This is a genomic window from Zoogloea oryzae, from assembly GCF_030161255.1.
GTDB classification, from domain to species: domain Bacteria; phylum Pseudomonadota; class Gammaproteobacteria; order Burkholderiales; family Rhodocyclaceae; genus Zoogloea; species Zoogloea oryzae.
In genome coordinates this window covers 79,841-94,467 of the sequence record NZ_BSPX01000003.1, presented here as the reverse complement: position 1 = coordinate 94,467, position 14,627 = coordinate 79,841, and the positions used below count along the sequence as shown (strand labels likewise).

General features: G+C 66.2%; 11 protein-coding genes. All 11 read left to right on the top strand.

Annotated features, from left to right (window positions below; genetic code table 11):
- The first annotated feature begins 13 nt into the window (after positions 1 to 13).
- The 11 genes from QQK25_RS02365 to QQK25_RS02315 are packed head-to-tail and all read left to right on the top strand — an operon-like array spanning position 14 to position 14,527.
- Positions 14 to 1,204: a TIGR03088 family PEP-CTERM/XrtA system glycosyltransferase gene (locus QQK25_RS02365; protein ID WP_284186566.1), complete on the top strand. Its 1,191-nt coding sequence runs from the start codon at positions 14 to 16 to the stop codon at positions 1,202 to 1,204.
- A gap of 15 nt (positions 1,205 to 1,219) precedes the next feature.
- The gene (locus QQK25_RS02360; protein ID WP_284186565.1) at positions 1,220 to 3,148 is read left to right on the top strand and encodes an XrtA/PEP-CTERM system amidotransferase; all 1,929 of its coding nucleotides are present in this window, start codon (positions 1,220 to 1,222) and stop codon (positions 3,146 to 3,148) included.
- Complete coding sequence (locus tag QQK25_RS02355) at positions 3,149 to 4,354, top strand: TIGR04063 family PEP-CTERM/XrtA system glycosyltransferase (RefSeq protein ID WP_284186564.1); 1,206 nt, start codon at positions 3,149 to 3,151, stop codon at positions 4,352 to 4,354.
- Positions 4,351 to 5,451, top strand: a complete 1,101-nt coding sequence (locus QQK25_RS02350; protein WP_284186563.1) for a glycosyltransferase family 4 protein — start codon at positions 4,351 to 4,353, stop codon at positions 5,449 to 5,451. Before QQK25_RS02355 ends, QQK25_RS02350 begins: the two co-directional genes overlap by 4 nt.
- A gap of 8 nt (positions 5,452 to 5,459) precedes the next feature.
- On the top strand, positions 5,460 to 6,812 hold the full coding sequence (locus tag QQK25_RS02345) for a phenylacetate--CoA ligase family protein (RefSeq protein WP_284186562.1): 1,353 nt from the start codon (positions 5,460 to 5,462) through the stop codon (positions 6,810 to 6,812).
- A gap of 48 nt (positions 6,813 to 6,860) precedes the next feature.
- The gene (locus tag QQK25_RS02340) at positions 6,861 to 8,216 is read left to right on the top strand and encodes a putative O-glycosylation ligase, exosortase A system-associated (RefSeq protein WP_284186561.1); all 1,356 of its coding nucleotides are present in this window, start codon (positions 6,861 to 6,863) and stop codon (positions 8,214 to 8,216) included.
- Positions 8,217 to 8,258: 42 nt separating this feature from the next.
- Complete coding sequence (gene xrtA, locus QQK25_RS02335) at positions 8,259 to 9,797, top strand: exosortase A (protein WP_284186560.1); 1,539 nt, start codon at positions 8,259 to 8,261, stop codon at positions 9,795 to 9,797.
- Positions 9,798 to 9,803: 6 nt separating this feature from the next.
- Positions 9,804 to 11,054 (top strand): glycosyltransferase family 4 protein, encoded by a 1,251-nt coding sequence (locus QQK25_RS02330; protein WP_284186559.1) that lies wholly within the window; start codon positions 9,804 to 9,806, stop codon positions 11,052 to 11,054.
- Positions 11,047 to 12,465, top strand: a complete 1,419-nt coding sequence (locus tag QQK25_RS02325) for a glycosyltransferase (RefSeq protein WP_284186558.1) — start codon at positions 11,047 to 11,049, stop codon at positions 12,463 to 12,465. Before QQK25_RS02330 ends, QQK25_RS02325 begins: the two co-directional genes overlap by 8 nt.
- Positions 12,462 to 13,316: an AAC(3) family N-acetyltransferase gene (locus QQK25_RS02320; RefSeq protein WP_284186557.1), complete on the top strand. Its 855-nt coding sequence runs from the start codon at positions 12,462 to 12,464 to the stop codon at positions 13,314 to 13,316. The genes QQK25_RS02325 and QQK25_RS02320 overlap by 4 nt, the downstream gene beginning before the upstream one ends.
- 35 nt (positions 13,317 to 13,351) lie before the next feature.
- Complete coding sequence (locus QQK25_RS02315) at positions 13,352 to 14,527, top strand: beta-L-arabinofuranosidase domain-containing protein (RefSeq protein WP_284186556.1); 1,176 nt, start codon at positions 13,352 to 13,354, stop codon at positions 14,525 to 14,527.
- Positions 14,528 to 14,627 lie beyond the last annotated feature (100 nt).

Below are 14,627 nucleotides of genomic sequence, written 5' to 3'. Positions count from 1 at the left end.
CTGTTTGGATTTCATGAACGATCCCCGCCCCCTGGTGATTCACGTGGTCTACAGCTTCGACGTTGGCGGGCTGGAGAACGGGATCGTTAACCTCATCAACCGGATGCCGCCGGAGCGATTCCGGCACATGATCGTTGCGCTCACCCGCTGCGTCCCGAGCTTCTGCGAACGCATCAAGCGCAGCGACGTCACCTTCATGTCCATTGAAAAAGGCGAGGGCCACGGGATCAAGCTGTACCCCACGCTGTACCGGCTGTTCCGCGAGCATCGCCCGGCCATCGTGCATACCCGCAACCTGGCCGCCCTTGAGATGGTCGTGCCGGCCTGGGCGGCGGGTGTGCCCGTTCGCATCCACGGCGAACACGGCTGGGATGCGTCCGATCTCGAAGGCGTCAGCCGCAAGTTCCAGCTGCTGCGCAAGGCGTATTCGCCCTTCGTGTCGGGCTACGTGGCGCTGTCGAAGCGGATCGAGTCCTACCTCACCGACAAGGTGGGCGTGCGGGCCGATCGCGTGCGGCGCATCTGCAACGGTGTCGATACCGAGCGCTTCGTGCCCGTCGCCACCCGTGGCGAGATTCCTGGTTCGCCGTTCAACGATCCCGGCTTGGTGGTCTTCGGGGCAGTAGGGCGCCTGCAGGCCGTCAAGGACCACGCCAACCTGATCCGCGCCTTTGGCGAACTCGTGCGAGGCAGCCCGGACGCGGCCCGTCGCGCCCGGCTGATGATCGTCGGTGGTGGCCCGCTGCAGGCCGAGCTCAACGCGCTGATCAAGGCCGAGCAACTCGAACAGCACGTCTGGATGGCCGGAGAGCAATCCAACATCCCGCTGATGAATAGCGGCATGAACGTCTTCGTGCTGCCTTCGCTGGCCGAAGGCATCTCCAACACCCTGCTCGAGGCGATGGCCTCCGGCCTGCCGGTGGTCGCCACCCGGGTGGGCGGCAACGCCGAGCTGGTGGTCGATGGCGAAACCGGCCTGCTGGTGCCGTCCGCCGATCCGGCTGCGCTGGCCGGCGCGACGGCCGCGCTCCTCGCCGACCCGGCCCGGGCTGCGGCCTTCGGCGCTGCCGGCCGGACGCGCGTGTGCGCCCAGTTCAGTCTTGATGCAATGGTTGGCAGCTATCTTTCGCTTTACGAAACGCGCCTCTGCGCGGCCCAGCCCGGTTCCGCGGCTGCCATCCAATCCAGAAACGCCCTTCACTGAAAGAAAACAGATTCCATGTGCGGCATTGCTGGCCTTTTTGATACCCGCGGCAGTCGCGATTTCGATCGCGACCTGATGAAGCGGATGAACGACATCCAGTTCCACCGGGGGCCGGATGAGGGTGATCTTCACTTCGAGCCCGGTGTGGCCCTCGGTCATCGCCGGCTGTCGATCATCGACCTCTCCACCGGGCAGCAGCCGCTGTTCAACGAAGACGGCACTGTGGCCGTGGTGTTCAACGGCGAGATCTACAACTTCCAGGAGCTCGTGCCCGAGCTCGAAGCCCTCGGCCACCGCTTCCACACCCGCAGCGACACCGAGGTCATCGTCCACGCCTGGGAATCCTGGGGCGAAGAGTGCGTGCAGCGTTTCCGCGGGATGTTCGCCTTCGCCCTGTGGGACCGCAACAAGCAGACCTTCTTCATGGCCCGCGACCGCCTGGGCGTGAAGCCGTTCTTCTACGCGATCCTCGACGACGGCACCCTGGTCTTCGGCTCCGAACTCAAGGTGCTGATGCAGCACCCGGGCCTCGATCGCCGCATCGATCCCCACGCGGTCGAAGAATATTTCGCCCTTGGCTACGTGGCCGAGCCGCGCACCATCTTCAAGGGCGCAAAGAAGCTCCAGCCTGGCGAGAGCCTGTGCATCCGCCGCGGCCAGCCGATCCCCGCGCCCAAGCTCTACTGGGACGTGCGCTTCACGCTCGACAACCCGCTGTCCCTCGAAGACGCCACCGCCGAGCTCACCGAGCGCCTGCGCGAATCCGTCCGCCTGCGCATGATCTCCGACGTGCCGCTGGGCGCGTTCCTGTCGGGCGGTGTGGATTCCAGCGCCGTGGTGGCGACCATGGCCGGGCTGTCGCCCGATCCGGTCAACACCTGCTCGATCGCCTTCGACGACCCGGCCTTCAACGAATCCGAGTTCGCCAAGATGGTGGCCGACCGCTACCAGACCCGGCACTACGTCGAGACCGTCAAGTCCGACGACTTCGACCTCATCGACACCCTGGCCGCGCTCTACGACGAGCCCTACGCCGATAGCTCGGCGATCCCGACCTACCGCGTCTGCCAGCTCGCCCGCAAGCACGTTACCGTGGCCCTGTCGGGCGACGGCGGCGACGAGAGCATGGGCGGCTATCGCCGCTACCGCATGCATCTGATGGAAGAAAAGATGCGCGGCTCGATGCCCGCCGGCATCCGCCGTCCGGTGTTCGGGCTGCTCGGCCGGATGTACCCCAAGGCTGACTGGGCGCCGCGGATGTTCCGCGCCAAGACCACCTTTCAGGCCCTGGCCCGGGATTCCGTGCAGGCGTATTTCCACTCCGTGTCGATCCTGCGCGACGACATGCGGCGCAGCCTGTTCTCCAGCAAGTTCCGCGCAGAGCTCGCCGGCTACAACGCGCTGGAAGTCTTCCGCCGCCACGGCGATGCGGCCCAGACCGACGATCCGCTGGCCCTCATCCAGTACCTCGACACCAAGACCTATCTCGTGGGCGACATCAACACCAAGGTCGACCGCGCCAGCATGGCCCACTCCCTTGAAGTGCGCGAGCCGCTGATGGACCACAAGCTGGTTGAATGGCTGGCCACGCTCCCGTCCGGCCTCAAGATCAAGGGCCAGGAAGGCAAGTTCGTCTTCAAGAAGGCGATGGAGCCGATGCTGCCCCGCGACGTGCTGTATCGCCCCAAGATGGGTTTTGCCGTGCCGCTGGCCCGCTGGTTCCGCGGCCCGCTCAAGGAGCGCGTCCGCGAAGCCATCCTGGGTTCCACCCTCGCCGAAACCGGCATCTTCAACCGCGAATACCTTGAGCATCTGGTCGATGCCCACCAGTCCGGCGCCCGCGACTACAGCGCGCCCCTGTGGACCACCATGATGTTCGAAGCCTTCCTGCGTAACAGCCAAGCCGCGGCCCCGAAACCCGCCGTGGCCGTGATGAGTCAGTAAATGCGCGTCCTCCACGTTCTCGATCACTCGATCCCGCTGCACAGCGGCTACACCTTCCGCACCGCGGCCATCCTGCGCGAACAGCGCGCCCTGGGCTGGGAGACCTTCCACGTCACCTCGCCCAAGCAGGGCAAGACCGCCGCGGCCATGGAAGACGTGGACGGCCTGCGCTTCTACCGTTCCGAAGTGCCGCCCGCTGGCCCGGCCGGGATCAACGAATGGCGCCTGATCCGCGCCACCGAAGCCCGCCTCGAACAGCTCGCCCGCGAACTGCGTCCGGATGTCATCCACGCCCACTCGCCGGTGCTCAACGCCATCCCGGCGATCCGCGTCGGCCGTCGGCTGGGGATTCCCGTCGTCTATGAAATCCGCGCTTTCTGGGAAGACGCCGCGGTGGACCATGGCACCACCTCGGAGGGCAGCCTGCGCTACCGCGCCACCCGTGCCCTCGAAACCTGGGCCATCAAGCGCGTCGATCACGTGTTCACCATCTGCGAAGGCCTGCGCCGCGATATCGTCGCCCGGGGCGTTCCCGAAACCAAGGTGACGGTCATCCCCAACGCCGTGGACGTGGAAGGTTTCCAGCTTTCCGGCGCCGCGGACGAAGCCCTCAAGGCCAAGCTGGGCCTGCAGGGCAAGACGGTGCTGGGCTTCGTGGGTTCGTTCTACGCCTACGAAGGCCTCGATCTGCTCCTTGACGCCTTCGCCGCGATGCACGCTGGCCAGCCGGATCTGCGCGTGCTGCTCGTGGGTGGTGGCCCCCAGGACGCCAACCTCAAGGCCCACGCCCAGCGCCTCGGCATCGCCGACAAGGTGGTGTTCACCGGCCGCGTGCCCCATTCCGAAGTCAGCCGCTACTACGATCTCATCGACCTGCTGGCCTATCCGCGCCACTCGATGCGCCTGACCGAGCTGGTCACGCCGCTAAAGCCGCTGGAGGCGATGGCCCAGGGCCGCATCTTCGTGGCCTCGGACGTGGGCGGCCACAAGGAACTCATCCGCGACGGGGAGACCGGTCGCCTGTTCGCCGCCGGCCAGGTGCCCGCGCTGGTGGCGACCCTCAACGACATGCTGGCCCACCGTGATCGCTGGCCCGCCATGCGTACCGCCGGCCGTCACTTTGTCGAAGACGTTCGCAACTGGAAGAACAGCGTCGCCAACTACAAGGCGGTGTACGGCCGGCTCGCGCCGAGATCGGCGGCATGAAATTCGCTGATCTGAAGATTGCGCTGGTCGGTCCGCTGCCGCCGCCTGCCGGTGGCATGGCCAACCAGACCCGGCAGCTCGGCGAGCTGCTGCGCGGGGAGGGCGCCGAAGTCGAGGTGGTGCAGGTGAATGCCCCGTACCGCCCGGCCTGGGCCGAAAAGCTCAAGGGCGTCCGCGCGCTGTTCCGGCTGGTTCCGTATCTGCTGCACCTGTGGCGCGCCGCCGGCAAGGCGGATCTGCTGCATGTGATGGCCAACTCCGGCTGGTCGTGGCATCTGTTTGCCGCGCCGGCGATCTGGATCGGCAGCCTGCGGGGCAAGCCGGTGGTAGTCAATTACCGGGGCGGCGAGGCCGAGCGTTTCCTCAATCGCTCGGCGGATTCCGTGCGTGCCAGCATGCGCCGCGCGGCGATGCTGGTGCTGCCGTCCGGTTTCCTGAAGGAAGTCTTCGACCGCTTCGGGATGGAAGGGCGGATCGTCTCCAACATCATCGATCTGGCACGCTTCCGCCCGGCGGACGCAACCCGCAAGCCGGCGGCCCACATCGTGGTGGCCCGCAACCTCGAGCCCATCTACGGCATCGACACCGCGCTGAAGGCTTTCGCGCTGGTTGCCCAGGCGCGGCGTGACGCCCGCATGTCGGTCGCCGGCACCGGCCCCCAGGCCGCCGAGCTGCAGGCGCTGGCCGCCAGCCTCGGAGTTGCCGACAAGGTCGTCTTCACCGGCCGGCTCGACCGCGACCAGATGGCCGCGCTGTACCGGGATTCCGATCTCACCTTCAACCCGAGCCGCGTGGACAACATGCCCAACTCGGTGCTGGAGGCGCTTGCGAGCGGTGTGCCGGTGGTGACCACCAACGTGGGCGGGATTCCATTCATCGTCGAGAACGAGGTTACCGCGCTGCTGGTGCCTGCCGACGACCCGCAGGCGATGGCCGATGCCGCGCTGCGCTTCCTCAACGATGCGGCCTTTGCTGCGCAGATCCGCGCGGCAGGCCAGGACGACGTCCGGCGTTATGCCTGGTCGGCCGTCAAGAATGAACTGCTTGCCGCGTATGCCGACGCCTGCCGTGCCTCGGGCTCGGCCCGCCGGACGTAGGAGCCCACATGTCTGACCTGTACACCCGCTTCGTCGCCAACGTCCTCTTTCCCGTCCAGGAACGTCTCAAGCACCACGACACCGTGGCGATCCGCCAGGAGATGGAAGACGTCCAGTGGTGGCCCCGGGAGCGCATTCTCGAAAAGCAGGCCCAGCGCCTGAAGGCCTTCCTTGCCGACATCGGCGCCCACACGCCGTACTACCGCGAGCTCTTCGCCCGCACCGGTTTCGACCCGAAGACGGTGACCGGCCCGGCCGACCTGCAGAATCTGCCCTTCCTCACCAAGGCGGTGATCAAGCAGAACAGCGACGGCCTGCGCGCCGACGACGCCAAGGGCCTGGCGCGCTTCAATACCGGCGGCTCCAGCGGCGAGCCGCTGATCTTCTTCATCGGCACCGAACGTGTCACCCACGACGTGGCCGCCAAGTGGCGCGCCACCCGCTGGTGGGACGTGGACATCGGCGACCCGGAGATCGTCATCTGGGGCTCGCCCATCGAGCTGGGCACCCAGGACCGCGTGCGCCTGATCCGCGACAAGCTGATGCGCACCGAGCTGCTGCCGGCCTTCGAGATGTCCGACGCCAAGGTCGAGGGCTTCATCGCGCGCATCCGCGAGATGCGTCCGAAGATGCTCTTCGGCTATCCGTCGGCGATCAGCCACATCGCTGCCCACGCCGAGAAGAAGGGCATCCGCCTCGACGACCTGGGGATCAAGGTGGTGTTCGTCACCTCCGAGCGGCTTTACGATCACCAGCGCGAGGTCATCAGCCGGCTGTTCAAGGCGCCGGTCGCCAACGGCTACGGCGGCCGTGACGCGGGCTTCATCGCCCACGCCTGCCCGTCGGGGTCGATGCACATCACGGCCGAGGACATCGTCGTCGAGATCATCGACAGCGATGGCAACGTACTGCCGCCGGGGCAGTCCGGCGAGATCGTCGTGACACACCTCGCAACAAGAGATTACCCATTCGTGCGCTACCGCACGGGCGATGTCGGTGTCCTGAGCGATCATGCCTGTCCATGTGGTCGGGGACTGCCCATTCTGAGCGAGATCCAGGGGCGCAGCACCGATTTCGTGATCGCCGCCGACGGAACCGTGATGCATGGCCTGTCGCTGATCTATGTGCTCCGGGATATTCCCGGCGTGGCTTCGTTCAAGATCGTCCAGGAAACCAAGGCCCTGACGACGGTCTTCGTGATTCCCGGCGCGGCTTTCGAACCCGGCGACGTGGGGCGCATCGAGAGCGGCCTGAAGCGTCGTCTGGGCGAGTCGGTCGCCATCGACGTCAAGCTGGTGGACGAGATTCCGGCCGAGAAGTCTGGCAAGTTCCGCTACGTGATCAGCCGCGTCGCGGCCTGACAGGGTTTGGGTGGTTGACGGTCTTGCTGACCGATTGGGGCAAACGCAGTGCGTGACATACTGGTCTTATTACTCTTTTCGTACGGCGCCCTCAGGGCACTGAAGTCGCCGTACAACGGCGCGCTGCTGTGGGTGTGGATCGGCCTGATGAACCCCCACCGGCTGGGCTGGGGTTTTGCCTACACCATGCCGCTGGCGATGATCTCGGCCGTGCTGATCGTCATCGCGATGGCCGCCCACCCCAAGCATGTGAGCGCCCCGACGGCGCCACCCGTGACCGTGCTGGCGATCTTCGTGGCGTGGATGGGCATCACCACGCTCACCGCGATCCACCAGCCCGAGAGCCTCTCGATCTACCTCGACGTCATCAAGGTGCTGATGATGGTGCTGGTGGTGGCGTCGACCATGCAGACGCGGGAACAGATTACCGGCTTCGTGGGCGTCACCGCGATGTCGATTGCCTACTTCGGGGCGAAGGGCGGCCTGTTCACCCTGATGACCGGTGGTTCGTTCCGGGTGTGGGGGCCGCCCCAGAGCGTGGTCGAGGGCAACAATGAACTCGCCGTCGCCCTCGTGATCACCATTCCGCTACTGTATTTCCTGTCCCTGCAGGTGGAAAAAGTGGTGACGCTGCCGGTGCTGCGGCCCATCGGCAAGACCTGGGTCCGGCGCGGTCTTTACGTCACCATGTTCCTGTGCGCGGTGGCGGCCATCGGCAGCCACTCCCGTGGCGCGCTGCTGTCGATCGCGGCGATGTTCTCGGTGTTCTGGTGGCGCAGCAAGTCGAAGCTCTCGATCGGTCTCGTGCTCCTGATCCTCTCTCCGGCGATGGTCTACTTCATGCCTGAAGAGTGGACCTCGCGGATGGAGACCATCAAGACCTACGATCAGGATGAATCCGCGCTGGGGCGTCTCAACGCCTGGATGATGGCGATCAACATCGCCAACAGCCGTGTGCTCGGCGCGGGCTTCCTCACCAACACCCCGATCATTTACCAGATGTACGCGCCCAACTCGAACTTCATCCTGGTGGCGCACAGTATCTATTTCCAGGTGCTGGGCCAGCACGGTTACATCGGGCTCATCCTCTACCTGCTGTTCTGGGGGCTGACCTACCGGACTGCCGGGCGCCTGATGAAGTATGCGGTGGATCGCCCGGATTTCGAGTGGGCCGGCCAGCTCGGTTCGATGGTCAAGGTGAGCCTGATCGGCTTTGCGGTGGGTGGCGCCTTCCTGAGCCTGGCCTATTGGGACATGCCGTTCTATTTCATGGCGATGGTCGTGATGACCGAAAAGTGGATCAAGAAACGACTGGCCGAGGAGTCGGCCACTGCAGGCGCGACGCCCGCCGGGCAGTCCCCGGCGCAGGCCGGAGTCGGCCGCCTGCAGGCAACCTCCAGCTGACGAGACACATTGATGACTTCTCTTGACCATAAATCGACTGCCATGGCTGATCAGCTGATCGACAGCAAGGTGCTTTCCGGTACCCGGCGGGGTAGCGGCTTCCTTGGGCTGGTCGTCGTGCTCATCGCCTGGGGCGCGATCCTCTTCAGCTTCCGCACCCAGGTGCGGATGGTGCTCGACGCCTGGGACACGCTGCCCAGCCACGAGCACGGCTACGTGGTGCTGGTGGTGGTGGCCTACCTGCTGTGGAGCAAGCTGCCGGTGCTGCGCGGGGAATACTGTCGCCCGTCCTGGAAGGGTTTTGCGGCGCTCGTCCTGACCGGTTTCCTGGCCATGCTGGGCGAGCTGGTGTCGGTGGCGGCGGTGGTGCAGTTCGCCATCGTGCTGATGATGATCAGCGCAGTCTGGGCGGTGACGGGCGACGAGATCTTCCGTCGCGTGCTCGGCCCGCTGTTCTTCCTGCTGTTTGCGGTGCCCTTCGGCCAGGAGATCCTGCCGGTGCTGATGAACTGGACGGCCGACGCGACCGTCGTGGCCCTGCGTCACAGCGGCGTGCCGGTCTATCAGGAAGGCCGCAACTTCGTCATCCCGAGCGGCCAGTGGTCGGTGGTGGAAGCCTGTGGCGGCATCCGCTACCTGCTCACCTCGGTGTTCATCGGTGCGGTCTTTGCCTATCTCACCTACACCCAGTGGCGCAAGCGCATCCTGTTCATGCTGTGGGCCATCGTGATGCCGCTGATCGCCAACTGGATCCGCGCCTATGTGATCGTGATGGTGGCCCACAAGACCGCCAACGAATGGGGCCTCGGCCTGAGCCACATTGCCCTGGGCTGGGTGATCTTCGGCGTCTCGATCTTCGCGAGCTTCGCCATCGGCGCCCGCTGGCGCGACCCGGTGCCCGAGCACGCCCCGTCGAGCCATGGCGTCCAGGCGCCAATGCCGGTCCTGATGGGCGCGACCCTGCTCGCCGCGGCGATACCCTTCGGCTGGCACATGGTCGTTCAAGTCCTCCAGGCGCCGGATTCGTCCAACACGCCGTCGTTGCGGCTTGAATCCCTGGCGACCTTGCCCCAGGGCGAGTCGGCCGACGACGCGATCCGCCCCCATTTCCCGGGTGCGCGGGTGGTCCATCAGGCGACCTACACGTATCAGGGTCAGCCGGTCGACGTTTTTGTCGCCTATTATCGTAATCAGACGCAGGGCACCGAGCTGATCAACATCCAGAATCAGCTTGAACCCACCAAGAAATGGGGCTGGTCGATCTCCACCCAGCCGCCCAACGACAGCCCGAACGTGCCTGATGTGCGGCTCGAAGGCTTCGTGAAGAAAGGCGTCCATGCGGCCGTCTATCACTTCTATTGGGTGAATGGCATGACCACCACCAGCGATTTCACCAGCAAGATCCTCGAAGCCCTATCGCGGCTCCGTGGCCGGGGCGACGACGCTGCTGCGGTGGCGATCACCGCCTATAGTCCCGACAGCGTCGAGGCTGCCCGCGTCAGGACGGCGGCCTTCGCGAACGAGCACATTGCCGGGATCCTGGCCGATCTCGAACGCACCGCGACCGCCGACCGGAAATAAGGACGCATGACCCGAAACGCGTCGGTTGGCGCATGCCTTATCGTTGCCAGCATCTTCACGCCGATCCAGGGAGGGTCTGCGACCGTCTATTCGAACCTGTGCCGTTACGCTCCGAAGGGGCGGATGGTCGCCCTGGCGACCCGGCGCGACTACAACGACGGTGCCGAGATCGCGGGCTGGCGCGCCCATGACCAGAACTGCGGCTTTCCCGTGTACCGGCTGGATCTGCTCCGGCCGCGGATCAGCCGGCCGGCCCACAAGCTGATCGCTGCCTGGCGCTTCCTCACCATCGACGTTCCGCTGCGGCTCCGGGTCATCTGGACGGTCTGGAAACTCATCCGCCGGCATGGCATCGAGGTCATCTGCATCGGCGAGCTGGCCTCCACCGCCTGGCTGGGCGAGTTCTTCCAGCGGGTCTTCGGCAAGCGCATGGTGATATACGTGCATGGCGAAGAGATCACCACCCGCTTCGACGCCGGCTCCTTCGGTGCCAGTCGCGCAACCCACCTGCGCGCCGCCGATGCGGTGGTGGCGGTGAGCCGCTTCACCCAGCGGGTGCTGGTGGATGAGATGGGGATTTCCCCGGATCGCGTGTGCCTCATCGAAAACGGCGTCGATACGAAACGATTCTCGCCCGGCCCGGACGACCCCGCGTTCCGTGCCCGTTTCGGGCTCGCGGGCAAGCGGATCGTCGTGGCCGTCGGCCGCCTGATCGCCCGCAAGGGCTTCGACCAGACCATCCGTGCCTGGCCCCGGATCTTTGCCGCCCACCCCGACAGCCATCTGCTGATCATCGGCGACGGCCCTCAGCGGGCGTCGCTGCAGGCGCTGGTCGACCAGTCCGGCGTGGCCCACAGCATCACTCTGGCGGGCGCTCTCAGCGACGCCGATCTGCTCTCCGCCTATCGCAGCGCGGCGCTGTTCGCGATGCCCAACCGCACCATGCCGGACGGCGACACCGAAGGCTTCGGGTTGACCTTCCTCGAGGCCAACGCCTGCGGCCGGGCGGTAGTCGGCGGCCGGGCGGGCGGGGCGGTCGAGGCCGTGCAGAATGGCGTCAGCGGGCTGCTGGTGAATGGCGAGCGGGTCGATGAGATCGCCGACGCGATCCTGCGGGTTCTTGGTGACGACGCCTTCCGGGCCCGTCTCGAGGCTGGCGCCCTGGCCCATGCCCAGGCCCACAGCTGGGAGCACAGCGTCCAGATCTTCCAGAATCTCTGCGAACGCCTGCAGAACAAGGGAGGCAAGCATGGCTGAACCCCGCACGCTGCTGGTCATCGCCGGCGAGTTTCCGCCCCTCAAGACCATCGGCCGGATCCGCACCGTCAAGTTCGTCGAGCACCTGCGCCGCTATGGCTGGCGCTGCATCGTCGTCACCTTGCAGCCCTCGGGCCGCGAGGGCAACTACGACGAGGCGCTGATGGCCGAGATCGTCGATGGCGACGAGATTATCCGCCTGCCGCTGCGCAACCTCGAGGTCGAGATCGCCGATACCGTGAAGCGGCTGCTGGGCCGACAGCCCGCCTTGCCCGCGCCTGTTGCTGCGGCACCTGCGACAAAGCCGGCGCCTGCTGCAACCCGGGCACCTGTGGCGCAGCCGGGCGGCGGGCTGATGGACAAGGCCCACGGGATGATCCGCTGGGTGCTGCGCACCCTCGTGAACGTACCCGACGACTTCCGCCCCTGGGCGCAGGATGCCCTCAAGGTGTGCCGCGCGCTGTGCGCCGAGCGCCAGATCGACGCGATCTACACCACGCTCCCGCCGTTCTCCAGCCTTCACGTGGGCCACGAGCTGCGCAAGGAAACCGGCCTGCCGTGGATCGCCGACTACCGCGACCTGTGGTACGGCGATGTGCTGCGCGAGTGGATGCCCGAGTGGCGCAAGAAGATGGAGTTCCGGATGGAGCGCCGGCTGCTGCGCCGGGCCGATGTGATCGTCACGGTGTCCGAGCCCAAGACGGCTTACATGCAGCGCCTGCATCCGCAGCTCAAGGCCCGCTGGGAGACGCTCACCAACGGCTACGACACCGAGCTCTACGGCAGCCGTCAGCGCACGCGGCCGTTTAGTGGCGACACCATCGAGTTCGTCTACACCGGTCGGTTGTTCAAGAACCGCAAGGGCTATGCCTTCGCCGAAGCCCTCGGGCGCATCCACCGTTCCGATCCGGCGCTCGCCGGGCGCGCGCGTGTGCGCATCATCGGCGGCGTCGAGCCCGAGATCCAGCGTCGTTACGACCAGATCATTGCCGAGTACGGCATCGGCCATCTCTACGATTTCGTCGGTGATGTGAGCTATGGCGAAGCGATGGACGCCCAGGTCAATTGCGACTACCTGCTGCTGATCGTCGATACCGGTGAGACCTCCGACGGGGTGATCCCCGGCAAGCTCTTCGAGTACGTCTCGGTGCGCCGCCCGATCTTCGCCCTGTGCGACCCGGGCGCGACCCAGCAGATCATCGACAAGGCCGGCCTCGGCAAGACGGTGCCGGCCGAATCGGTGGATGCCTGCGAGGCGATGTTGCGTGAGTGGCTCGCCCGGCCGGTGCCCGAAACCGTGCAGGCCGACGAAGCCTATCTCGCCCAGTTTGACCGCAAGGCCATCACCGAACGCTTCGCCCGGGTGCTGGACGAAGTGGTCGCCGGGCAGCCGGGGAGGGCAGGGCGATGAGCCTCGGCGCGCTCAAGCAGTGGGTCAAGGAATCCGCGGCGAAGACCATCTGGGCCTATGGCCCGAAGGAGCTCGCTTCCCGCCTGCGGGAGATCGGCGTGACGCCGGGCTCGACGCTGGTTGTCCATTCGTCCTGGCTGCCGCTTAGCGGCTTCAAGGGCAAGCCGGCGGATGTGGTGCGTACCTTCAAGGAAGCCGTCGGGCCTGAAGGGCTGCTGGTGATGATGTCGATGCCGTATCACAACATGAGCTCGGCCCAGTGGCTCGCCACCGGCAAGCCCATGAACGTGGCCCGCAGTCCGTCGATGATGGGCATCGTGTCTGAGGTCTTCCGGCGCAGCGCGGGCGTGGTGCGCAGCCTGAGCGTGACCCATCCGCTCCTGGCCTGGGGCCGCGACGCCGACGCCTTCGTGGCCGGGCACGAAGTTGCCGAGAAGCCCTTCGGCGGCGAGTCGCCCTTTGCCCGGCTGCTCGAACGCAACGCGCTGATCCTCGGTTTCGACGCGCCGTTCTCCACCTTCACCTACACCCATTTCGTCGAAGACCAGCTTGCTGCGACGCTGCCTTTCCCGCTCTACGAGCCGGACCTGCACGCCGGTGTGGTGATCGACCGGGCTGGCGAGCGGCGCACCTGTGCGGTGCGGGTGCTCGCCGCCCAGGCCAACAAGCTGCGCCGCGAACCGCGGCTGGTGGCTCATCTCGACAAGGTCGGGGTGCTCCACCACGGCAAGCTCGGCAATACGCGCCTCACCTGGATCCGTGCGGCCGACCACAGCCGCGAATCGGCCCGCTTCGTGGCGGGCGGCGCCCATTTCTTCGACTTTCCTGAAACGGCAGGCGCGCGGCCCTGAGCCGCCCGTGACCGCATGAAGCCCGGAAACCAACGATGAGCCTCAGTGAAACTCTCCGCCAGAAGGGCCTCGTGCTGCGCGATACCCTCGGCATCGGCATGACGACGCCCGTCGATAATCGCGTGCATCTGGATGCCGCCATCGCCTGGCTCAAGCTGGCCCAGGACGTGACCGGCAACGGCGGCGTCGCTCAGACCTTCCTGGTCCGCTCGCGGCGCTGGGCCCCGTCCTACCCCGAAACTACCGGCTACATCATCCCCACCCTGTATCGCTACGCGGCGCTGGCCGGCGACGACGACTGCCGTGCCCGGGCGCGTCGCATGGCCGACTGGGAGATCAACATCCAGCTGCCCGGCGGCGGCGTGCTGGCCGGTGCCCTGGGCGATTCTGATCAGCCGACGGTGTTCAACACCGGGCAGGTGATCTTCGGCTGGGTGCGCGCCTTCGAGGAAGAGCGCAACGAAGCCTACCGCGACGCCGCCGTGCGCGCGTCCACCTGGCTGTGCGACATCATGGATGACGACGGCTGCTGGCGGCAGTTCGGTTCGCCGATGACCGGCAAGTCGATCAACACCTACAACACCCGCTCGGCCTGGAGCCTCGCGCGCACCCACGAGATCACCGGCGAGAAGCGCTTCCTCGACGCGGCCGTGCGCAACTGCGAATGGGCACTCACCCAGGCTCGCGCCAACGGCTGGCTCGACACCAACTGCCTGCAGGACAACACCCAGCCCTTCACGCACACCATCGCCTACGCCATGCGCGGCCTGCTCGAGATCGGCGATTACGCTGGCCGGGAGGATTTCATCCAGGCCGCCCGCCGGATCGGCGACGCGATGATCGCGGCCCTGCCGGCCGATGGGTTCCTTCCGGGACGCTTCGACCAGGACTGGCGCCCGACGGTGAAGTGGTCGTGCCTCACCGGCGACTGCCAGCTGGGCATCAACTGGGGGCGACTTTTCCAGATCACCGGCGATACGCGCTACCGCGACGCCACCACGCAGATCCTCGGGTTCGTGAAGCGTACCCAGCGCCTCGCCGGTGATGAGCGCGAGATGATCGGCGCCATCAAGGGCGCCCATCCCATCAACGGGGGGTATCACCCCTGGCAGCTGCCCAACTGGGCAACAAAGTTCTACGCCGATGCGCTGATGATGGATTCGGCGAATCGTAGCGGTGGGCCCTACGGCCTCAAGGGACCGGGTGTGTGAAGCCAGACGGAATGCAGTGAAAAAAGAACAATTGTTTGCACTCCCGTGCACGACGTCATCGTGGCGTACCAAGTTTTTGTGTGATGCTTCGCCCTCGAAG

What these genes read in the sequence shown, in the direction of transcription:
- QQK25_RS02320 (WP_284186557.1), top strand. Translation starts at nt 12,462, where the DNA reads ATGAGCCTCGGCGCGCTCAAGCAGTGGGTCAAGGAATCCGCGGCGAAG.
- QQK25_RS02365 (WP_284186566.1), top strand. Translation starts at nt 14, where the DNA reads ATGAACGATCCCCGCCCCCTGGTGATTCACGTGGTCTACAGCTTCGAC.
- QQK25_RS02315 (WP_284186556.1), top strand. Translation starts at nt 13,352, where the DNA reads ATGAGCCTCAGTGAAACTCTCCGCCAGAAGGGCCTCGTGCTGCGCGAT.
- QQK25_RS02325 (WP_284186558.1), top strand. Translation starts at nt 11,047, where the DNA reads ATGGCTGAACCCCGCACGCTGCTGGTCATCGCCGGCGAGTTTCCGCCC.
- QQK25_RS02355 (WP_284186564.1), top strand. Translation starts at nt 3,149, where the DNA reads ATGCGCGTCCTCCACGTTCTCGATCACTCGATCCCGCTGCACAGCGGC.
- QQK25_RS02345 (WP_284186562.1), top strand. Translation starts at nt 5,460, where the DNA reads ATGTCTGACCTGTACACCCGCTTCGTCGCCAACGTCCTCTTTCCCGTC.
- QQK25_RS02360 (WP_284186565.1), top strand. Translation starts at nt 1,220, where the DNA reads ATGTGCGGCATTGCTGGCCTTTTTGATACCCGCGGCAGTCGCGATTTC.
- QQK25_RS02330 (WP_284186559.1), top strand. Translation starts at nt 9,804, where the DNA reads ATGACCCGAAACGCGTCGGTTGGCGCATGCCTTATCGTTGCCAGCATC.
- xrtA (WP_284186560.1), top strand. Translation starts at nt 8,259, where the DNA reads ATGGCTGATCAGCTGATCGACAGCAAGGTGCTTTCCGGTACCCGGCGG.
- QQK25_RS02350 (WP_284186563.1), top strand. Translation starts at nt 4,351, where the DNA reads ATGAAATTCGCTGATCTGAAGATTGCGCTGGTCGGTCCGCTGCCGCCG.